The organism is Cupriavidus oxalaticus (assembly GCF_016894385.1).
Lineage (GTDB): Bacteria > Pseudomonadota > Gammaproteobacteria > Burkholderiales > Burkholderiaceae > Cupriavidus > Cupriavidus oxalaticus.
The window spans coordinates 1,473,342-1,493,595 of record NZ_CP069811.1; the positions used below are offsets into that span (position 1 = coordinate 1,473,342).

Here is a 20,254-nt window from a genome sequence, read left to right on the forward strand (position 1 = left end):
GTAGCGGCAAGGCGTGGGAGTTGTACCCTTCACCTAGCACCATACAAGTTTTGACGACGCTCGATCACGCCGGTTCCGGGCGGCGCCGTCCATCGCGCGGGCCGGTCGACAACCGCTTCCGGACTATGCGTGCAGGTCTTGATAAAGGTGGCTGGCCACTAGCAGCACCGGCACGGGTGCCGTCGACAGAACACGCGCTGCGACTGAACCCAACATCGCCGCCAGGAAGGCCCCGCGTCCGTGCGTGCCCATCACGATCAGATCGGCGTGGCAGGCGCGGACAACCTCCAGGATCAGAGGGGCGGCTTCGCCGACGCAGCAGTGTTCGGTGACAGTGCATTGCGACACTCTGAGGATGGGCCGCATCGGAATGAATGCTTCCTCCGCCGCCTCGCTCGCCCATTGGTCCATCTGTGTTCTGGAGAAATAGGCTTGTGGTCTACCGGTAAGTTCTGGGAAGGCGTGGATCAGATGGACTTGCAAGGGCCTTTCGAACAGGCCGGGAGTCACGAGCCTTCGCGCCGCCGCGATGCAGTGCGGCGAGCCATCGCTCGGGAGGGCCACGATTGTCATGATTGCGGAACTGCAGGCCGTTGCGGGCCGTGAGTAAGGCGCTAATATCAGTTGGACGCGCGATATGGGGAGCAGTTCGCTACCTCTGCGACGACATAGCTATCTACAAGCCCTTATCGCTGCCTCGAGCCTCTCCTCATACCGAATCCGTTGCTCGATTTCTGCCAATGCAGCCTTGCCTTTGGTGTAAATGTCGGCCTCCGGATCGATCGAGTCCAACGCCCATGCCGGACGATCAATCTGCTGCACCTGACATCGGATCTGCGGCGTGTGGACTGCCGTCTTGGGCTCTGCTGCACATCCCGCGAGCAGAATCGTGATGCACTGCGCACAATAGACCGCACCTTTCCAAAGCGTTGGGGAGCCGGCCTGCATCGGAAGTCTCATTGTTCTCTCCGACGCTTGATCGTGTCGGTTAGCAAGTCGTCGAGTTTCTCGCATGCGTTGGCCGAATCCGCGACCAACGGTCGGCGCGGCTGATCGTTCGCCCACTTTTGCGCCAACTCGGCTTGCTTCCTGGCAAGAGCCATATCGTCTTGCGCAGTGGCAAGCGCCGCTTCCGCCTGGCTCACCCGTTCGGTCAGGGTCGCCGTCAGGTCCTGCCCCGCCTTCTTTGCGAGCGCGACGCTCTCCTGGCATGACCGGAATCGTGCCTCGCTGACGTCCAGCTTCTCACCAAACGCTCTGAGCGTATCCGTCGTATTGGTGAGTAGGGGGCTATACCACATATTGGTGGCCCCAATCCCCAAGGCCAGTCCGAGAATACCAGCTACGATGCAACGCCATCGATTTGCGGTGCGCGGGTCCATGGATGTGCTTGGTCCTATCTAAGTTTCGACGTTTCCTGCTGTAATCGCCAGCCGGTCTTGCTCGCTTCGCTTCCCTTGAAAGCGCAGGTGTTCACCTCGTTAATCTGCCATGCTGATCCAAGAGCAAGGCCGTGTTGACCAGCGCAATATGGGACAGCGCCTGCGGGAAATTTCCGGCCATGCGACACATGACCGGATCATATTCTTCGGCGAGCAGACCGACATCGTTGCGCAGCAAAAGGAGGCGCTCGAACAAGTTTCGGGCGTCGTTCCAGCGGCCCGCCAGCGCATAGGCATCGGCTAGCCAGAAGCTGCAGGCCAGAAAGGTTGCTTCCTGGCCCGGCAGTCCATCCGGTGCTCGTGACGCAACGTAGCGGTGTACGAGGCCATTTTCCTGCAGTTCTTCTTCAACCGCACGGATGGTGCCAAGCATGCGCGGATCCTTGCCGTCGATGAACCCGACCATCGGCAGCAACAACAGGCTGGCGTCACAGGTATTGCCCCCGTACCGCTGGACGAAGCTGTGGCGAGCCGGGTTGACGCCGTTGGCCATCACGTCCGCGTGAATGGCTGCGCGAACCCTCCGCCAGCGCGAGATGGGCGCCGGCATGTCATGACGTTCGACTGTCTTGATCGCCCGGTCCAGCGCGACCCATGCCATGACCTTGGAGAACGTGAACTGATGGCGTCCGTTGCGGACTTCCCAGATGCCTGCATCCGGCTGGGTCCAGATCGATGCGACATGCTCGACCAGCGCCCGCTGTAGGGCCCAAGAGGCTTGTTCCAGGGGCAATCCGCCACGGCGAGCCTGAAAGAGGGTGTCAAGCACCTCTCCGTAGACATCGAGCTGAAGTTGTGTCGAAGCTAGGTTGCCTACGCGAACAGGCCGTGCCCCGCGATAACCAGGCAGCCAGTCGAGTTCCCACTCCCACAGATGGCGCTCGCCGCCAACACCGTACATGATCTGGGCCTGCTCGGGACTGCCCGCCACCGCGCGTACCAGCCAGCTGCGCCAGGCCTGCGCCTCGGCATAGTATCCGGCCGCCATCAGGGCCCGAAGTGTACGCGTGGCGTCGCGCAGCCAGCAGTAGCGGTAATCCCAGTTCCGCACTCCGTCAGGCGCCTCCGGTAATGACGTGGTCGGGGCCGCCACGATGCCGCCCGTCGGCTCGTAGGTCAGCGCCTTCAGTGTCAGCAAAGACCGCTTGACCGGTCCGTGCCAATCGCCACCGACAACACATTGGTCTGACCAGTTCGTCCACCAGCGCTGGGTGCGTGCCAGTTCGTCGAACGCGTCGAGCGGTGCCGGCGTGGCGAGGTGAGAGGCCGAATACGTCAGGACAAAGGGCACGGCCTGCCCTGCCTCAACGGTGAACTCTGCCACGGTGGATAGGTCCTCGCCGTGCAAGCGAACGGGCGTACGCAAGACCGCCATGGCGGGTCCCGCCACCGCGCGTATGCCGTGTTCACCTGTCAGCCGTGTCACCCAGGGCACCGTCGCGCCATAGTCAAAGCGCAGAGTCAAGTCCATTCTCATTCGTACCCTGCCGCGCCGGCCGTATACGATACGAATCACGTTCGCCGGCGCGCTTGCATTGGACATGCCTTGACGCACCGGCATGTAGTCGACGATCGCCACCACACCTTCGGGATGGTCGAATATGGTTTCCAGCACCATGGTGCCCGGGTGGTAAGAACGTTTGGTTTTGCCTTCGCTTGCTGACGGCGCCAGCTGCCAACGCCCATGCTCCGGGGTACCGAGCAACGCGGCCAGGCAGGCGGGCGAATCGAAGCGCGGCAAGCATAACCAATCGATGCTCCCTGCTGCGCTGACCAGTGCGGCCGTTTCACAATCGCCGATCAGCGCGTAGTCTTCGATGGAAGCAGGCATGGCATATCCAGATCAGGAGGACCAACGGGCCATTGTGTTGAGTGGAGTCAAGGGACCGCCGCGTGGGCTTTGCTTCCGCAGGGATGCATAGCGCCTCAACGGTTCGACGCGAGGTAGCCGCGAAGGTGCCAGCTGTGGTTCATCGTATGCAGCGCGACGGTGCTAACGCGTTGTCGCCCTCTGGGCTTTTGCAGCACATTTTCCTAGACTGAAGAAACGGACGCCTCCCGACAAAGCCTGGTAGCCCGGCGGGGCCGAAAATTAGCCGGTAAGTGATCCAGCGATAGTGGACGCATCAACCTTGTCCTTTGTATCTGTTGGAGGCGTCAGCCAGTGGAGCGCAACCATGGAATTCGTCGTCAGCGCCACCAGCATTGCCGTCTTGGGAGCCCTGCTTGTCATTTCATCCTTCCGTGTACTGCGAGAGTACGAACGGGGCGTGGTCTTCATGCTCGGGCGCTTCTGGAAGGTCAAAGGCCCGGGGTTGGTACTGGTCCTGCCGATGGTTCAGCAGATGGTGAGAGTTGACTTGCGCACCGTGGTACTGGACGTGCCGCCGCAAGACGTCATTTCGCGCGACAACGTTTCAGTGAAAGTCAGTGCGGTTGTGTACTTCCGGGTCGTTGATGCTCAGTTCGCCATCATCCAGGTCGCCAACTTCCTCAATGCCACGAGCCAGCTCTCGCAGACCACATTGCGCTCCGTGCTGGGCAAGCACGAACTGGACGAGATCCTGGCCGAGCGCGAACGGCTCAATGCGGAAATCCAACAGGTGCTCGATGGCCAGACTGAAGGCTGGGGGATCAAGGTGTCGAACGTCGAGATCAAGCATGTCGATCTCAACGAGAATATGATTCGTGCCATCGCCCGCCAGGCCGAGGCAGAACGCGAACGCCGAGCCAAGGTGATCCACGCCGAAGGTGAACTGCAGGCTTCGACGAAGTTGCTCGAGGCTGCGCAGATGCTTGCCAAGGCCCCGGAGGCGATGCAGCTGCGCTATCTGCAGACGCTCACACAGATCACTGGCGAAAACAGCTCAACCATCGTCTTTCCGCTGCCGGTCGATATGCGATGACACTCAGTTGCTATTCGGCGCTTGGACAAAGCACCTGAGGGACGGCGCCTTTGCTGAACTGATTCCAAAATATGAATCAATACCTTTTGACATGCCTAGCGGCGACTACCCTCGCGCTGTTGCTGGCGGGTTGTCCGACACGACGCCAGGAAAATGCCTGTGTGGCGAAGGGGCAAGTCTGCTGTGTGGTGGATACCGGTCCCGCACAAGACATACAGATGTGTGTAACAGATGGCAATGCTTGCTTGGCGAAACGGCCCGCCGGGACAACAACACCTTATCCGCGGCCGCATACCGAAACCGCTGTCGATCTGTGTGCCGGCGGCTAGGTCATCCTGCGCCGGTGGGACCGTGAGTTTGTGTCGACTCCCCGCTAACTGTACTGGCCCGACGCATAAGGTACGCGTCTCGTGCGAGATTGATCAGTCTTTCCTGTAAAATCAGAATCGCTACAGGGTGTCAGCGCTGCACTTGCAGTGAGACAGGTTGACGCGTTGGTCGGGCCGCCAACGCGAATCTTCTATGACCGTGGACCGCCCTCCATCCCAACAGGAGTTGCCGCGCGCGCAGGCCTTGGCTGAAAAGGCCTTCTCGGCGCTCGAGCACTTCATTCATATCGAAGCCGTAAGCGGCATAGTGTTGCTGGCCGCCGCCGGGATCGCGCTGCTTTGGGCGAATTCGCCAGCAGCCGAGAGTTATCACGCGCTCTGGCACGCCCCGCTGTCGGTGGGGGTTGGCCCCTATTTGGTATCGCAGTCGCTCCATTTCTGGGTCAACGACGCCCTCATGACCATCTTCTTTCTCGTTGTCGGGATGGAAATCCGGCGCGAGATCCATGAGGGTGCGCTGGCGAACTTGCAGTTGGCGACACTACCAATGGCGGCTGCGCTTGGCGGCGTGATCGCCCCGGCATTGCTGTATCTTACGCTGAACACAGCGATGCCAGAGCGAGGGGGTTGGGCGATACCGACGGCGACCGACATTGCATTTGCCGTCGGCGTGCTGGCACTGCTTGGCAAAGCGATACCCGGCAATGTTCGTGTGTTCCTGCTTGCGTTAGCGATTATCGACGACATCGTCGCCGTGCTGATCATAGCGGTAGCCTTTTCCGCCGGGCTGGACTATTCGGGACTATTGATTGCCGGCGCAGGTATTCTGATGGTTCTCGGGCTGCAATGGATCGGTGTGGGGAGCGCCTACGCTTACGTCATCCCCGGGGGCATTCTATGGTGGGGCATGCTGAGAACAGGTGCCCACCCGACCCTCGCCGGCGTTGTGCTCGGTATGATGACGCCGGTGCTTCCTGGCCGTACGCGAGAGAGGCCCCTGGACACTGCTACCCAAGCGCTTCATGATCTTCGTGCGCGCGCGCGCGGTCCGGCACCACAGGCCGAGGATCTCGCAGCACCACTCAAGCAACTTCGTCAAGCACAGCGCGAGGTGCTGCCGCCGGTGACGCGCGTGCAAATGGCACTCCATCCTTGGGTTGCGTATCTCATTATGCCGCTCTTTGCGTTGGCAAACGCGGGCGTCAGCCTCGATGGCGTTGATCTCGGGATGGGCAGCGCGCCAAGTGTGCTGCTCGGTGTAGCGGTCGCACTGATTGTCGGCAAGCCACTGGGCGTTGTGTCGGTCAGCTGGTGTGCAGTGCGTCTGGGCTGGTGCAAACTGCCGCCAGGCGTGACATGGGGCGGCGTCTGCTTGATTGGCCTGTTGGCGGGGATCGGCTTCACAATGTCCATTTTCATTGCGACGCTTGCCTTTTCGGATGCTAACCTCCTTGGCGCTGCTAAGCTTGGTGTGCTGTTGGCATCCGCCCTGGCCGCTGTCAGTGGGCTTATTTGGGGCTTCATCTATGCAAGGCGCCTGAAGCCTGAGACGGAAGAAGGTGCAGGCGAATCTGGTGCGACGACCGCAGACTGATTCTCGCGCAACGCTGGCGAGCTGCAATTGGAGCGGCCTTGCTCAGTAAAGGGCGCATGCAGGCGCGCGAAGCGACGCCGGGATCCAGTATTGCATGCCGCGGTTGAAGGGCGCATTCGATTGCGAATTCAGGTTCAGCGGAATGGGGGGCGACGTTATGGATGGCAGCTTGAAGATCGGCTTGACGGTTTTGGCACTGGTCACGGGTGGCATCTACACGGCAGAGCGAGTGATGGGTATGGATATGAGCGCAACGGATGTGGTGAGGTTGTTGGTGCAGCATGGCACCGAGTTTCTGCATCGTCTTTTCTATTTTTGAACTGATAGATTTCACGACAGCCTTTCTGGCGCAGAACGAGCGACGACACCCATCGAGGCAGAGACACCCCATGCGAAGACTGCGCCGATGGCTGCCCAGCGCCGAGGTCATACGGAGTAACCGATGGCTGCGTTGGCTCGGTCCAGCGCTGCACCACCCCAGATTGTGGCAGATGAGCCGGCGAGGACTGGCGCTCGGCATGGCGCTCGGATTCTTTTTCGGCCTGCTGATCCCGCTGGCACAGATACCACTGAGCGCAGCCGCTGCGGTGGCGCTGCGCGCCAACGTGCCCGCCGCAGTAGCCAGCACCCTAGTGACCAATCCGCTGACCTTCGGTCCGATTTACTATGCCGCCTGGCGTGTGGGCAGCGCGATTCTCGGGGAAGCGGTCGATCCTCCGCCAGCACAAGGCGCAGAGGCACAGCACGAACCGGCCAACGAAAGCTGGTTTCGTATGGCGACTCGGCGAGTCCTAGGCGTCGGGAAGCCCCTGCTACTGGGCCTGGCAATCATGGCCATCGTGGTCGGGATCACGACCTACTTTCTGGTGTCTGCGGCATGGAAGATGTCCGTGCTATGGAAACGGCATCGCCGGCGCCGCTGAAGTACGCAGTCGGCTTCGAATCTATTACGATAACTATCCTTATCGTAATAGCTTCATCGGTGCACTAAACTGGCAGACATGAAAATGCTGCCAGCCAACCCCCAGGCCCATCCCACGCCGCCTGACTTCCCCGATGCGGCGTCGCTGGCCGCGCTGCGCGCCTGGTACGAGGGCGTGTCGGCCCGCGACGCGGTGGTGCGTTACCTGGGCGAGCGCAAGGCCAGCGGCCAGTCCGCGCGCGGCGTCCTCGGCCACATCCGGCGACTGCTGGCCGAATTCGCGCGCCGTCGGCAGCGCCAGGACCTGGCCGCCTTGTTCGCACACGGCGCGGCCGAGCGAGTCGGGCGGGCGAAGGCCATCCACCAGGCGGTCGACTTGCTGCGCCGCCTACCGCCGCCGGAACCGCAGGTCAGTGATGACATCGGTCAATGGCTGCCGGCCCGTGCCGTGGGCGCGCTGCGCGCGCACGGCATCGAGACGCTGGCGGACCTGACCGTGCGCATTCCGCGCCGGCGTCGGTGGTGGACGGTGGTGCCCGGCCTGGGCCCAGCGAGCGCGCGGCGCATCGAAGCCTTCTTTGCCGAACACCGACAGCTCACCGAGCGCGCCCGCGCGCTGATCGCCGTAACGGACCGCGGAGAAATCGTGCCCTGGGAGCAACTGCGCCTGCCCCACGAAGTCGACGGCTCGTCCGGGGCCTTTCGCGCGCCGCGGCAAACCTGTACCCTCAATGCGGACAACGACTAAGACGCGGTCCAGACCTGGCTCGCGCTGCACGAGTCGCCAGCCACCCAGAGGGCCTATCGCAAGGAAGCCGAACGGCTCATCCTGTGGGCGATCGTCGAGCGCGAGCGGCCGCTGTCGTCGCTGACCACCGAGGACGCGATTGCCTATCGTGCTTTCCTGCGCCGGCCGACGCCGCACAAGCGCTGGGTGGGACCGCCGCGGCCACGCACCTCGCCCGAATGGCGCCCGTTTGCGCAAGGCCTGTCGCCACGCTCGACCGCCTATGCCTTGTCGGTGCTCGGGGCCATGTACCGGTGGCTGATCCAACAACGCTATGTGCTGGCCAATCCGTTCGCGGGCATCAAGGTGCTTGGCAGCGGGCGGACTGCGCCGTTGGATACGTCGCACGCGTTCACCGAGGGCGAATGGATGTTGGTGCGTACGCTCGCCAACGGCCTGGAGTGGTCCTACGGCTGGGACGCCGCAGCGGCGCAGCGGCTGCGCTTCGTGCTGGATTTTGGCTACGCCACGGGTCTTCGCGCCAGCGAGCTCATTGGCGCGACGCTTGGCGGCATTGAGATCGATCCCCATGGCGACCACTGGTTCAATCTGGTCGGCAAGGGCGCCAAGACGGGCAAGGTGGCGCTGCCGCCGTTGGCGCGCGTGGCGCTCGACCGCTATCTGGTGGAGCGCGGCCTGCCGGTCACCCGGGCGCGCTGGGACCCGCATACCCCGTTGATCGGCGGCCTCGGCAAGGAGCTTGCCAGCGGCATCACCGGCACGCGCCTATGGGGCGTGTTGCGGCGGTTCTTCGTGCAAGCGGCGGACCTGATCCAGGCCGACCACCCGGTTGCCGCCGAGAAGCTGCGACAGGCCAGCCCGCATTGGATGCGGCACACCCATGCGACCCATGCGCTGGCGCGCGGCGCGGAATTGACGACGGTGCGGGATAACCTGCGGCATGCGTCGATCTCGACCACCTCGATCTACCTGCACGGCTACGAGGTGAAACGGGCGCGCCAACTCGGGGCGGCGTTCTCCCCTCCATAGCGACTTGGGGTGCGCCGCTTGAGGGCACTGCCAGCGAATCCGCGCTTATATCGAAACTGAGTAATTCTTTCCTTTCTATATAACCGCAAGGCTTATGGTAGCGGATTGGCCGCATCTCGGCACGACCCCTACAGCATGACATCGCCGTTGCGGATCGTGCCGGGCCGGCTGGCGTTCGCGGGCAGCGATTCCGGCAGTGCCGCGTGTTTCTCGTTGCTGTTGAGGTCGGCCATGTCGATCGAAAGCGGCAGCATCGCGGCGAATGCGCGGGCTGCGTCGGTGTCGGCCAGGGTGATGGCGAAGCGGCGGTCGCCGACGGTCATCCACATGCGGGACTCCTCCGGTTGGACAGTGGCCGCCGGGATAGCGGCGGCGGGCGAGCCTGACGCTCCGGGCTGGGCGGCCTCACATCCCCCGAGCACGAGCAGGCCGCAAAGCAGGCCAAGCCCACGCAAGGCCCGCAGGCCACGCGCGTGGCGGTTTTCCATCGCCGGGCGGCGTAGGCTGCGGCGAGAGGCGCTGAGGCGCGTGGTCATGTGTTCTCCTGGTGTGATACGCGGCTCAGGCCGCTTGCCGGACTTGCGAACGCGAGGTCAGGAAGGCGAGGAAAGCCGCGATCAGCAACACGGCCGCACTCGCCAGGAAGGTACTCCGGTAGCCTGCCGAATCGAACAGCAGGCCGCCCAGGGTCGATCCCAGGGCGATGGCCAACTGGATCACCGCCACCATCAGGCCGCCGCCCGCCTCGGCGTCGTGCGGCATGGCTTCGGCAATCCAGCTCCACCAGCCGACTGGCGCGGAAGTCGCCAGCAGGCCCCACAGACCCAGCAGCACCACCACCGCGGCAACCCACGCCCCCACGGGGATCAGCGCCAGCGCGATGACCGCCATCAGGATCGGGATCGTGAACAACGTCCCGTACAGGCCACGCTTGAGGACGGCGCCGATCAGCGCGGTGCCGATGAAACCGGCCACACCGATCACCAGCAGAATCAGCGACAGCGTGGATACGCTCGCGTGCGCCACGGTTTCAAGGAATGGGCGCACGTAGGTGAACAGGGCGAACTGCCCCATGAAGAAGGCGCCGCAGGCGGCCATGCCCAGGGCCACGTGGCGTCTGCCCAGCACCTTGAAGACATTGCCTGAACCCGGCGCCCGCTCCTGGGCCGGCATGGCCGGCAGGCTGATCCACTGCCAGGCCAGGGCGATCGCCGCCACCGGCACCAGGCAGAAGAACGCGCCGCGCCAGCCCATGACCGAGCCGAGGTAGCTGCCCAGCGGCGCCGCGATCACCGTGGCCAATGCGTTGCCGCCGTTGAAGATCGCCAGAGCCTTTGGCACCTGGCTGCCGGGTACCAGTCGCATGGCCGTCGCGGCGGACAGGGACCAGAAGCCGCCGATGACCACGCCGATGAGCGCACGGCCCACCATGTAGGTCAGGTAGTTCGATGCCAGCGCGACCACGGCACCGGACACGGCCATCAGCGCCGTCAATCCAAGCAGCAAGGTCTTGCGGTTCATGCTGCCCGCGATCGCGGAGATCGACAGGCTGGTCAGTACCGCGAACGCGCCCGAGATCGCGATGCCTTGTCCGGCGATCCCCTCGGTGACATGGAGGTCGGCCGCGATCGGCGTCAGCAGGCTGACGGGCATGAACTCGGAGGCGATCAGCGTGAACACGCACAGCGACATCGCGAACACGCCGCCCCAATACGCCGGCTGCATCGTTTCTTCGTTCTGAATGGAAATACTGCCCACTGGGGCTTCAACTGTTTGTGTGGCCATTAATTTCCTGGCTGTGCATTGACGGGGCCGCGATCGACTCCATACGGCACGATACGTGCCGTGATCCCGACCTTGCTGGCCATCAGTCCTTACCGATCTGGTCCATCTGCCTGGCGTCCATGCGGCCACCGTGGATGGTGATCCTGGCCATGCCCGCCTCGATCTCGCGCAGGTCGTCCGGCGTGAGGTTGACGTTGACCGAGCTGAGGTTCTCGCGCGAGTGGTCCAGATTGGTCGTGCCGGGGATGGAGACGATCCAGGGCTTTTGCGCTGCCAGCCAGGCCAGGGCGACCTGCGCGCGCGTAGCGCCCTTTTTCTCGCCGAAGCGCTGGAGGAAGTCGAGGAGCGGCTGGTTCGCCTGCATGACCGTGGCGCTGAAGCGCGGGAAGGTCTTGCGCAGGTCGGTCTTGCCGTCGAAGCTGGCCTGTGCGTCCCGTGGCAGCTTGCCGGGCAGGAAGCCCTGGCCCAGCGGCCCCCAGGGCACGAAGCCGATGCCCAGTTCCTCGCACGCCTGCAGGACACCGTTGCGCTCCACGCTGCGCTCCATGATCGAGTATTCGGTCTGGATCGCCGTCACCGGCTGCACCGCGTGGGCGCGGCGGATGGTGCGCGCGCTGGGCTCGGACAGGCCGAAGTGCAGCACCTTGCCTTGCCGGATCAGGTCCTTGATGGTGCCGGCCACATCCTCGATCGGCACGGTCAGGTCCACGCGGTGCTGGTAGTACAGGTCGATGCGGTCGGTCTTCAGGCGCCTGAGCGATGCCTCGACCACGCGGCGGATGCGCTCCGGGCGGCTGTCCAGGCCGTTGGTGCCGTCGATCTTGAAGCCGAACTTGGTGGCGATGGCCACATGGTTGCGCACCGGCCCCAGGGCCTCGGCAACGAGTTCCTCGTTGACATAGGGGCCATAGACCTCGGCGGTGTCGAACAAGGTGATACCGCGCGCATAGGCGTCGCGGATCACGCGGATGCTCGTCGCGCGATCCACGCCCGGGCCGTAGTGGCCGGGGCTGTTGCTCATGCAGCCGAAGCCGAGTTCCGACACTTCCAGGCCGCCCAGCTTGCGCTTCCCGATGGTGTACCGCTGGCTCGCGTTGCCACCGGTCTCGCGGCGTTGTGCCGTTTGTGCCGTTTGTGCCGTTTGTGCCGTTTGTGCCGTTTGTGCCGCAGCGGGCGTAGCCCACGATGCGGCACCGATCGGCAGTGCCGTGCCCGCAGCAGCGATGCCCGCCGCCTTCAGGAAGCCTCGCCGGTCGGCAGCCACGACGGACTCTTCTGCGGTTTCGCGATCATTGGCGTTCTGCGTGCGCATGTTCGATGCCTTTCAGGTGGAAGTGGATACGGAATGGGTGACCTGGTGTGTGGAGACGCTCAGGCGGGCATGCGCTCGCAGCGAAATCCCGCACGATTGGCTTTCCCTACCCTGAATGCTGGCGCGCGCGGGTCACCTTGACTAGCTAATGAAATCTTAAAAGGCATATTAGTTGTACTAATCAATGCCCCATGGGAAACTTCCGCCATGGTCAAACGCAACCTCAACGATCTCCTGTACTTCGTGACGGTGGCGCGGGAAGGCAGCTTCACGCGCGCCGCCTCGCTGCTGGGCGTCACGCAATCGGCCCTCAGCCAGGCCATCAGCGGCCTGGAGGCGCGGCTGGGGATCCGGCTGCTCACGCGCACCACGCGCAGCGTGTCGCCCACGGCTGCCGGCGAGCGCTTGCTCGATGCCATCGGCCGTCGGTTCGATGAGATCGACGCCGAACTGGATGCGCTCTCCGAGATGCGGGACAAGCCTGCCGGCACGGTGCGGATCACCTGCGGCGAGCACGTCCTTCGGACCACGCTGCTGCCCAAGCTCACGCCCTTGCTGCGCGAATACCCCGACATCAAGGTCGAGTTCGACATCAACTATGGGTTCCGGGACATCGTGGCCGACCGCTTCGACGCGGGCGTGCGGCTGGGCGACACCATCGACAAGGACATGATCGCGATGCCGATCGGGCCGCGACTGCGCATGGCGGCAGCTGCCTCACCTGAGTATTTCGCGGTGCACCCCAAGCCCAGGACGCCGCGCGAACTGGTGAACCACAACTGCATCAACATGCGCATGCAGACGGCGGGCGGCCTCTACGTGTGGGACTTCGAGCGCCGGGGTCAGCCACTGAACGTGCGGGTCGATGGGCAGCTCATCTTCAACACGTCGCCCGGCATGGTGGATGCAGCGGTGGTGGGGCTGGGCATCGCGTTCCTGCCTGAAGAGGAGTTCGCACCGCACCTTGAGGATGGCCGGCTGGTGCGCGTGCTGGAGGACTGGTGCCCGCCGTTCCCCGGCTACTACCTGTACTACCCGAGCCGCCGGCAGCCTTCGCCCGCGTTTTCGCTGGTGGTCAATGCGCTGCGCGTGGCGCCCCCACCAGGTCCCAAACGGCGTTAGGCCGGCTCGCCCAGGGCAAGCACGGCCCGCCCGCTTCTGGCCCTGCCTGACTGCCTGTCAGCGGCTCGCCTGCGGCGTCATCGACACAGCAATCGCTTCGGTGTAGACCGCCTGCACCTGGTCGCCGCGCCGGATGGCCTTGAGTTGCTGCGGATCGCTGACATGCACGTCGACCGTTTTCCCCTTTGGGCCCTTGAGCGTCACCATGCCGGCCTTGCGGTTGACGGCGACGACATCCGCAGTCACGGTCACCTCCCGGCCGATGCTGCCGCCGGGCTTGGCTCCGGGTGGCGCGCGTTCGATCGTCTCCCGCTCGATGGCCGAGCGCATGCCGGTCTGCCGGGTCAGGCTCACGGACAGCGCTTGCTTGTACTCGACGGTCACCATGTCGCCCATGCGGACCTGGTCAAAGTTCCGGACGTCGTCGCCGACCTGCAAGTCGGTAACCTTGCCTTGCTTGTTCTTTAACGAAACAGTGCGCGTGGCACTGTCGATGGCGACCACGGTCGCGGTCGTCTTGACGGTCTCCGTCGCCATCACCGCCCCGACGCCGGACGCGACATGCACGCTGGATTCTGGCTGGGCTGGCGCTGCACCACTGGCTGCGACCAGCGCGCAGGCGACGAATAGCTTGTCGAAATGCATGCTCGGCTCCATTGCCCGGAGAAACTTGCGGATACGTGAGGTTTAGTTCATCCACGCCAAAGTACAAGGCGCGCGGCAAGTCACAGGCATGCAGCAACGCGCGGTGTTTCGATGACTTGCCGAACACGCCATCGGCCAGGCAGCTTCCCGGTCCTGGACTTGTGGGTGCGACGCCACAAGGCCTTACCAGCCTGTTTTGTTCACCTAGACTACTGAACAGCGGCAAACATAGCGCGCGGTAAGGGAGAGGACATGGAAGCAACCTTCTTTCTCGCCATCCTGGTGGCGGCGGCAGTGGCTTGTTTCGTGTGGCAATTGCGAAACCGGTTTCTGCTGTACTGCAAATCCTATCTCCTGCTCAACGGACTCGTGGTAGCGCCACTGAATGGTCGTGAAGTATCCCTGGTTGGCCATTATGACGGCCGGGATATCAGTGGTGTGGTCCCGGCGGAAACCATTCTCTACAAGATCGAGTCGCCGTTGAAAAAGAAACTTGTGCCCGCCGAACTCGCACAAGGCGGTGCGCCGACGGTGCACGCATGGGATATGCCAAAGTATTCAGTACAGGTGTTCTGCCGGGGCGAGACGATATGGTCGGGGGCGGTTTCGCGACGCGAAGCGCTGCGGATACGCGAGGCAGTCGAGGCTTTCCGCAAGCGCGCCAGGGCGCCTCGAAGCGGAGACAAGGCGGTTCATGACCTGCAGCTTCTCCTGGTGGACTGAAGGTCCCGGAGAATCCCGGCGCACAGGATACTTGCCATGGTCTTTCCCGCAATCGGCCAAAAGGATTAACCGCATCCATCCCTTCTCCTCGTTGCCAAGTCCTGGTTTGCACTGAAGAATGCAGTCATGGACGAAGGGAGGCTGACGATGGAAATGCGTTGGGAGAAGCTCTACTCTGGCGGCTTGGCCGAATTTCACAAGTCCGATTCCGAGGCCTGCCGTGCGGCGCGGCGCACAAGCGCGTCGGAGGCAGTGTGGCTGGGAGCGCTGTTAGCGGTATTGATAATCGGTGGCGCCCTCCTCTTTCAATGAAACTGACACCGGGATGCCAGCATCCATGCCGTCGCCAGGCGGGGGGTACGGCAAGGATAGCCGAGTCATGCGTCTCTCAGCCGCTTGCGTCATGCCCCGCCTCGTAGGTATAGTCACCCGCGATGACTCCATCGCGGAGACTTGCCAATGAGCGCCTTCATTGCACGCAGCCGGGCCAGCGCAGTGGCGTACATCAACGCCTGCGCGAAAGGTACTGTCGAGCTGGACTATGAGACAGCGTGGGAGGATGCGATCGAACTCGGGCGACTTGGCCAGAAGCTCGGTGTCGATGTCCAGTATCGGACAGTCGAGCATATTTGCGTCGAATCTGCCGACGCCCTGACTCGCGGGCTGCGTGAAAAGAAGCTGACCTTCAGGCAGCGATACCTCTATTGCCGCTTCGACATGGTTGCACTGCCCGAGGCAGTCCTGTGCGAACTCGAGTCGCTTGCCATCGAGCATGGCGACTACATCTTGCCCGGCCATCTGCTCGGGGAAACCACCCTCGTCTGGCGCTAGCGATCTTCGCGGCAAAACCGCGACCTGCAGTCTGGCGTCGCGGCCTGCGGTGGCGGCCTGATAGGCACCGGATAGGCAAATTCACCTAAGGATCAATCCCTACAGGCAGCATGTCCCCTCGAAAGTAGGATAAGAGGACGAACTACGCGAGGGTTTCCGCTATGCGTCCTCACTATGCTACCGAGGCGGACTGGCCGGACATTAAAGCGCTCCTGCACGCCTCATCATTATCCGTGGCGGGGGTTCAGGACCGCATCGGCCAATACATGGTCATCCGGGATAACGCCGGCCTGCTGGGTTGCGCGGGCCTGGAGCGCTATGAGAACACGGGCGTGCTCAGAGGCCTTGCGGTTGCACAGCGCGCCCGCTCAGCCGGCCTTGGCGAACTCCTTATTTCCGCCATCGTCGCAGACGTCCGTCGCGAGGGCGTCGAGTCGATCGTGCTGCAAACCAGCAATGCCTCCGGCTACTTCGCGCGAATGGGCTTTACCCCCATCAGTTACGCGGAACTCGCGCCGGCGGTCCTTGCCTCCCCGGCAATGCGCCGCGACCAGGTCGAAGTCGGGACATTGATGCAGATCGCGCTGTGAAAATCGCCACAATCGCTACCTCTGCCGTGGCCGCGCCGTCCTTCGCTAAGGTATGCTTTCGCCTTCAAAACGGTCCTGGCAGGGGAAGCAATGCGGCGCGTCGTATTCAATCAGAAAGGCGGAGTTGGCAAGTCAACAATCGTATGCAATCTCGCGGCGATCAGCGCCAGCGAAGGCTTGCGCACTTTGGTCGTTGACCTCGATGCCCAAGGCAATTCGACCCAGTACCTGATGGGCGCGCGCGCCGGCGAGGCGAGCCCGAGCGCGGCAAACTTCTTCGAGGCGTCCCTGACCTATAGTTTCAAGCCGGTGGACCTGGCGTCCTTTATCCATCCGACGCCTTTCGAGAACCTCGACGTGATGCCGGCGCATGCCGACCTCGACGCGCTGCATGGCAAGCTTGAATCGCGCTACAAGATCTACAAGCTGCGCGATGCCCTGGTCGAGCTGGAGGCCACCTACGATGCCATTTACATCGACACACCACCAGCGCTGAACTTTTATACCCGTTCGGCGCTGATTGCGGTGGAGCGCTGCCTGATCCCGTTCGACTGCGACGATTTCTCACGGCGCGCCCTCTACACGCTGCTCGATAACGTGAAGGAAATCCAGCAAGACCATAACGACGCGCTGGAGGTCGAGGGCATCGTCATCAACCAGTTCCAGCCGCGTGCCAGCTTGCCGGCAAAGCTGGTCGAAGAACTGGTCACCGAGGGGCTGCCGGTCCTTGCGTCGCGGCTGTCTTCCTCGGTGAAGATCAGGGAATCGCACCAGCACGCCATGCCGATGATCCACCTTGACCCGCGGCACAAGCTGTCGCAGGAGTACCTGGCGCTGCACCGGGAGTTGGCCGGCTGAAGGCCGCCGTTGCAGCGCAGAGCCAACGCCTTCACCGGAACCCGATACGCCGCGCCCCTTCCCTGAACAGTGCCTCCCCGTCGGCATCGAACGGGAACGTCAGCAGGAAGTCGTCGAGCGTATAGTGCGGCGCGACCTTGTAGATCGCCGCGGCCTGGGATCGCGCCTGCTCCAGCGAGTCAGCCAGCGCCAGCGTGCAGGCGGCGATGGCGTGGATATGCGGAAAGACGTTGGGCCGCGCGGCGGCCTTGGCGGCCCAGCCGGCGGCTTCCTCGAAGTGCCCGAGCCGGACCAGCGCCATCGCCCGCGTCGCCAGCATGCCGAACAGCATCGGGTCGAACGGACTCAGCTGGCGCGACAGGTCCGATGAATCGATGGCCGCCTGCGGGTCGCCGGAGATCGAGCGGACAAACGACAGGTTGTAGTGCCCCAACGCGAAGTTGGGGCTCAGGTCGATGGATTGCTCCAGCTCGCCGACGGACTCTTCGGGGCGGCCCCGCAGCCACAGCGCCCGGCCCATCGCCCAGTGCACCGCGGGGTCGCGGTCATCGGCCATCATGCCCTGCACCGCGGCTTCGTAGGCTTTGTCGATTTCCGGTCCGCGCTTTTCCCAGTTCTGGAACGCGTCCTGGAAATGCGTGAAGGACAGGCCGGCGTAGGCGCGCGAGAAGGTGGGGTCCAGCCGCAGCGCCGTCTGGAAGAAATGCCGGGCCATCTCGTTGTCGGCCCGGCGATACCGGTACATGTGCCACAGGCCACAGTGGTAGGCCTCCCACGCATCAAGCGAGCCCGGTGGCTTCAGGATGGCGCGGTTGCGCTCCAGCGTCTCGATCTCGCTGGCAATGGAGGCGACGATGCGGTTGCCGACTTCTTCCAGCACAAGGAAGGCATCGTTCAGCTTGTGGTGGAAGGTGTCCGCCCAGACGATCCGGGCGCTGCGTGTCTCGGCCAGTTCGGCAGTCACGGTCAGGCGCCCTTCCCGCGTGCTGGCGGTGCCGCTCACGACGTAGTCGACATTCAGTGTCCGGCCGGCTTCTTGCGCGCCGACGTGGCGCTCATGCAGCGCAAACACGGTCCCCTGTGCGATGACAAACAGGCTGCGCAGCTTGGCAAGCCGCGTGATGATGTCATGCGTCAGTGCATCGGCAGCGCCGCCGCGCGCCAGCGCCGCGGTGGATGGGTCGGCGAAAGGCATCACCGCGATGGAGCCATGCCGCGAAATCGCCGGTGAGGCGTCGGCGGCGGCAGCGATGGTGGCGACGGTGGCGATCCCGGCTACTTCGACGACTGCGGTGCGGCTGGCCACCCCGGCCACCGATGCAGCCATGGCCGAGCGCCAGGCATTGCGGATCGGCCGGCTGTCCAGCCCTTCGGCCTCGAACAGCCGAGTGGTTGCGGCGACATGCTCTTCCCCTTCGCGAAGGCGGCCCTGGCGGGCAAGCGCGGCAAGGATGGTGGCGTGCACATGCTGGTCGAATGGCGCCAGTTCGCGCCACTTGTCCAGGTAGCCGAACGTCTCCTCGCCGGCAGCACCCTGCGCGAGCTGCTCCAGCAGTGCGGCGTGGCAGGCGCGGAAGCGCCGCCGTTGCGCGGTGAGCCACGTGCTGAACGCCGGGCAGCGCGCAAGGTCGAGGCCTTCCAGGAAATCCCCTTCGAACAGCACCGCCAGGCCGCGCTGCCGCTCCGCCGCCAGGGTCGTGACGCCCGCCTCCATGGCCTGCGAGACCGCCAGCGCATCGACAAACCCGTCTGCCAGGTCTAGCCAGATGCTCTCCCCGCTGGTGAGCAGCCGCTGCCTTGCATCGGAATCGATGAGCTTGCGGATCCGGCTGAGGCACCACCGCAATTCGCCGCGTGGATCGTTGGGCACCTCCCACAGCAGTTCGCACAACTGGCTGCGCAACACGGGCCGTGGCGCAAGTGCCAGGTATGCGAGCAATGCGCGGACTTTCCTCGACGCCGGCAGCGGAAGCGCAACGCCCTGCTGCCGGACGCCAAGCGGCCCAAGCATCCGGATCTGCACAGGTGGGATGCCGGTATCGGGCGGCCGGTGAGATTCCACGGCAATTCCACGCAGGCTACCACGCGCCCTTCCACGCGCGCGGCAAAAGATCGGGACCGGAACGACCTGGAACACACAGGAAAGGAGACAGGTTCATGGACACCACCGTGCATGTGCGCAGCCGCAGTCATCTGACCATCGCCCTCGCGGCTGGAGCGGTCTTCGCGCTGGGGCTGGGGCTGCGCCAGTCGCTGCCGCTCTTCATCAGCTTACTCAACTCTCATACCGGCGTCGGCTATGCCACCGTCAGTTTGGCCTTTGGCGTCTCGCAACTGATGTGGGGCGTGGCGCAGCCGGTCGCGGGCGTGATCGCCGACCGCTGGGGACCGCGCCCGGTGATGATCGCCGGTGCCACGCTGTTTGCCGCCGCGGTCGCGGCCACGCCGGCAGCGGGCAGTGCCATGGCATTGATGCTGCTGATCGGGGTGGCCGCCGCTGCCGGCTCCGGCGCGATCGGGCCGGCCATGCTGATGTCGGCGGCGAGCCGGCTGATCCCCGAGGTACACCGTGCCATGGCGAGCGGCATTATCAATGCGGGCGGCTCGGTCGGCCAGTTCACGATCCTGCCCCTGACCCAGTTGCTGATCGGCGGCGCGGGCTGGCAGCCTGCCCTGGTGCTGCTGGGCGCGGCAGGACTGGCCGCGATCCCGGCTATCCGGGTCATCACCCGCGCCGCGCCGGCGCATGCCGCCGCCAACGGCGGCACGGCAAGCGTTGGTACGGTGGGAGAAGCATTACGCGGCGCGTTGCGCGATCCCAGCTTCCTGCTGCTCAACGCAGGCTTCTTCGCCTGTGGCTTCCACATTGCGTTCATTTCGACGCACCTGCCCGGCGTGGTCGCGCTTTGTGGAATGCCCGCCACCGTCAGCGCGTGGTCGCTGTCGCTGATCGGCCTGTGCAACATCCTGGGGAGCCCGTTCATCGGCAAGGCGATCCAGACCGCGTCGATGAAATATGCGCTGGCCGTCCTTTACTTCGCACGGGCGTTGCTGATCATGGCGTTCGTCATGTCGCCGAAGACGCCGTTGAGCTTCGCCCTGTTCGCTGCCGGGCTCGGTCTTACCTACCTGTCGACCGTGCCGCCGACCATTGGTCTGGTCGCCAGGCTGCGCGGGGCCCGCTATCTGGCCACGCTGTTCGGCGTCGTCATGCTGTCGCACCAGCTTGGCGGATTTCTCGGCGCGTGGCTTGGTGGCAAGGCCTTCGAGATGACCGGCGGCTACGACTGGATGTGGCAGGCCGACATCGCGCTGTGCCTGCTTGCCGCCATGCTGCACCTGCCGATCCGGGAGGCACGCCCCCTGCCCCTCGCTGCCGGACAGGCCCAACCCACCTGAGGACAATCATGCGTTCATT

At 64.0% G+C, this 20,254-nt stretch carries 19 protein-coding genes and 1 pseudogene; 11 read left to right on the forward strand and 9 right to left on the reverse strand.

Annotated features, from left to right (window positions below; all coding sequences use genetic code 11):
* Positions 1 to 123 precede the first annotated feature (123 nt).
* The 4 genes from JTE92_RS06480 to JTE92_RS06495 form a co-directional block, all read right to left on the reverse strand.
* Positions 124 to 573, reverse strand: coding sequence for a universal stress protein (locus JTE92_RS06480; protein WP_063239253.1), 450 nt, complete (start codon positions 571 to 573; stop codon positions 124 to 126).
* A 99-nt stretch (positions 574 to 672) separates the two neighbouring features.
* Positions 673 to 960: a hypothetical protein gene (locus JTE92_RS06485; protein ID WP_147318609.1), complete on the reverse strand. Its 288-nt coding sequence runs from the start codon at positions 958 to 960 to the stop codon at positions 673 to 675.
* Positions 957 to 1,382 (reverse strand): hypothetical protein, encoded by a 426-nt coding sequence (locus JTE92_RS06490; protein WP_063239251.1) that lies wholly within the window; start codon positions 1,380 to 1,382, stop codon positions 957 to 959. Before JTE92_RS06490 ends, JTE92_RS06485 begins: the two co-directional genes overlap by 4 nt.
* Positions 1,383 to 1,473: 91 nt before the next feature.
* Positions 1,474 to 3,273 carry a glycoside hydrolase family 15 protein gene (locus JTE92_RS06495; RefSeq protein WP_063239250.1) on the reverse strand — a complete coding sequence of 600 codons (1,800 nt, stop codon included), beginning with the start codon at positions 3,271 to 3,273 and terminating at the stop codon, positions 1,474 to 1,476.
* A gap of 346 nt (positions 3,274 to 3,619) precedes the next feature.
* Here JTE92_RS06495 and JTE92_RS06500 point away from each other — a divergent pair, with 346 nt between their 5' ends.
* The 5 genes and pseudogenes from JTE92_RS06500 to JTE92_RS06520 all read left to right on the forward strand — a co-directional run bounded on the left by JTE92_RS06500 (position 3,620) and on the right by JTE92_RS06520 (position 8,970).
* Positions 3,620 to 4,348: a slipin family protein gene (locus JTE92_RS06500; protein ID WP_063239249.1), complete on the forward strand. Its 729-nt coding sequence runs from the start codon at positions 3,620 to 3,622 to the stop codon at positions 4,346 to 4,348.
* A 522-nt stretch (positions 4,349 to 4,870) separates the two neighbouring features.
* Positions 4,871 to 6,271: a Na+/H+ antiporter NhaA gene (nhaA, locus tag JTE92_RS06505; protein WP_063239248.1), complete on the forward strand. Its 1,401-nt coding sequence runs from the start codon at positions 4,871 to 4,873 to the stop codon at positions 6,269 to 6,271.
* A gap of 94 nt (positions 6,272 to 6,365) precedes the next feature.
* Positions 6,366 to 6,590: a hypothetical protein gene (locus JTE92_RS06510; RefSeq protein ID WP_063239247.1), complete on the forward strand. Its 225-nt coding sequence runs from the start codon at positions 6,366 to 6,368 to the stop codon at positions 6,588 to 6,590.
* A gap of 172 nt (positions 6,591 to 6,762) precedes the next feature.
* Positions 6,763 to 7,194, forward strand: a complete 432-nt coding sequence (locus JTE92_RS06515; protein ID WP_232353493.1) for a DUF2062 domain-containing protein — start codon at positions 6,763 to 6,765, stop codon at positions 7,192 to 7,194.
* A gap of 84 nt (positions 7,195 to 7,278) precedes the next feature.
* Positions 7,279 to 8,970 (forward strand): annotated as a pseudogene (locus JTE92_RS06520) (site-specific integrase).
* A gap of 128 nt (positions 8,971 to 9,098) precedes the next feature.
* Here the strand turns inward: JTE92_RS06520 and JTE92_RS30360 are convergent.
* The 3 genes from JTE92_RS30360 to JTE92_RS06535 all read right to left on the reverse strand — a co-directional run bounded on the left by JTE92_RS30360 (position 9,099) and on the right by JTE92_RS06535 (position 11,830).
* Positions 9,099 to 9,506, reverse strand: coding sequence for a cyclophilin-like fold protein (locus tag JTE92_RS30360; RefSeq protein ID WP_232353523.1), 408 nt, complete (start codon positions 9,504 to 9,506; stop codon positions 9,099 to 9,101).
* 25 nt (positions 9,507 to 9,531) lie between these two features.
* Positions 9,532 to 10,695 (reverse strand): MFS transporter, encoded by a 1,164-nt coding sequence (locus JTE92_RS06530; RefSeq protein WP_232353443.1) that lies wholly within the window; start codon positions 10,693 to 10,695, stop codon positions 9,532 to 9,534.
* Positions 10,696 to 10,837: 142 nt separating this feature from the next.
* Entirely contained in the window at positions 10,838 to 11,830 is a 993-nt protein-coding gene (locus JTE92_RS06535) for an aldo/keto reductase (RefSeq protein ID WP_116386986.1), read from the reverse strand.
* Positions 11,831 to 12,274: 444 nt separating this feature from the next.
* On the opposite strand from JTE92_RS06535, the gene JTE92_RS06540 reads away from it, so the two are divergent.
* Positions 12,275 to 13,189 (forward strand): LysR family transcriptional regulator, encoded by a 915-nt coding sequence (locus tag JTE92_RS06540; protein WP_063239244.1) that lies wholly within the window; start codon positions 12,275 to 12,277, stop codon positions 13,187 to 13,189.
* 57 nt (positions 13,190 to 13,246) lie between these two features.
* Here the strand turns inward: JTE92_RS06540 and JTE92_RS06545 are convergent, their stop codons facing one another.
* Positions 13,247 to 13,834 (reverse strand): hypothetical protein, encoded by a 588-nt coding sequence (locus tag JTE92_RS06545; protein WP_063239397.1) that lies wholly within the window; start codon positions 13,832 to 13,834, stop codon positions 13,247 to 13,249.
* 252 nt (positions 13,835 to 14,086) lie between these two features.
* Between JTE92_RS06545 and JTE92_RS06550 the strand changes: the two genes are divergently transcribed.
* From JTE92_RS06550 to JTE92_RS06565, 4 genes are all read left to right on the forward strand, one after another.
* Entirely contained in the window at positions 14,087 to 14,557 is a 471-nt protein-coding gene (locus tag JTE92_RS06550) for a hypothetical protein (protein WP_063239243.1), read from the forward strand.
* Positions 14,558 to 15,016: 459 nt separating this feature from the next.
* Entirely contained in the window at positions 15,017 to 15,388 is a 372-nt protein-coding gene (locus JTE92_RS06555) for a hypothetical protein (protein ID WP_063239241.1), read from the forward strand.
* Positions 15,389 to 15,549: 161 nt separating this feature from the next.
* Positions 15,550 to 15,978 (forward strand): GNAT family N-acetyltransferase, encoded by a 429-nt coding sequence (locus JTE92_RS06560; protein ID WP_063239240.1) that lies wholly within the window; start codon positions 15,550 to 15,552, stop codon positions 15,976 to 15,978.
* Positions 15,979 to 16,068: 90 nt separating this feature from the next.
* On the forward strand, positions 16,069 to 16,836 hold the full coding sequence (locus JTE92_RS06565; RefSeq protein WP_063239239.1) for a ParA family protein: 768 nt from the start codon (positions 16,069 to 16,071) through the stop codon (positions 16,834 to 16,836).
* Positions 16,837 to 16,867: 31 nt separating this feature from the next.
* Here JTE92_RS06565 and JTE92_RS06570 read toward each other — a convergent pair whose 3' ends face one another.
* On the reverse strand, positions 16,868 to 18,775 hold the full coding sequence (locus tag JTE92_RS06570) for a BTAD domain-containing putative transcriptional regulator (protein WP_232353524.1): 1,908 nt from the start codon (positions 18,773 to 18,775) through the stop codon (positions 16,868 to 16,870).
* 218 nt (positions 18,776 to 18,993) lie between these two features.
* Between JTE92_RS06570 and JTE92_RS06575 the strand changes: the two genes are divergently transcribed.
* Complete coding sequence (locus JTE92_RS06575; RefSeq protein WP_063239238.1) at positions 18,994 to 20,235, forward strand: MFS transporter; 1,242 nt, start codon at positions 18,994 to 18,996, stop codon at positions 20,233 to 20,235.
* Positions 20,236 to 20,254 lie beyond the last annotated feature (19 nt).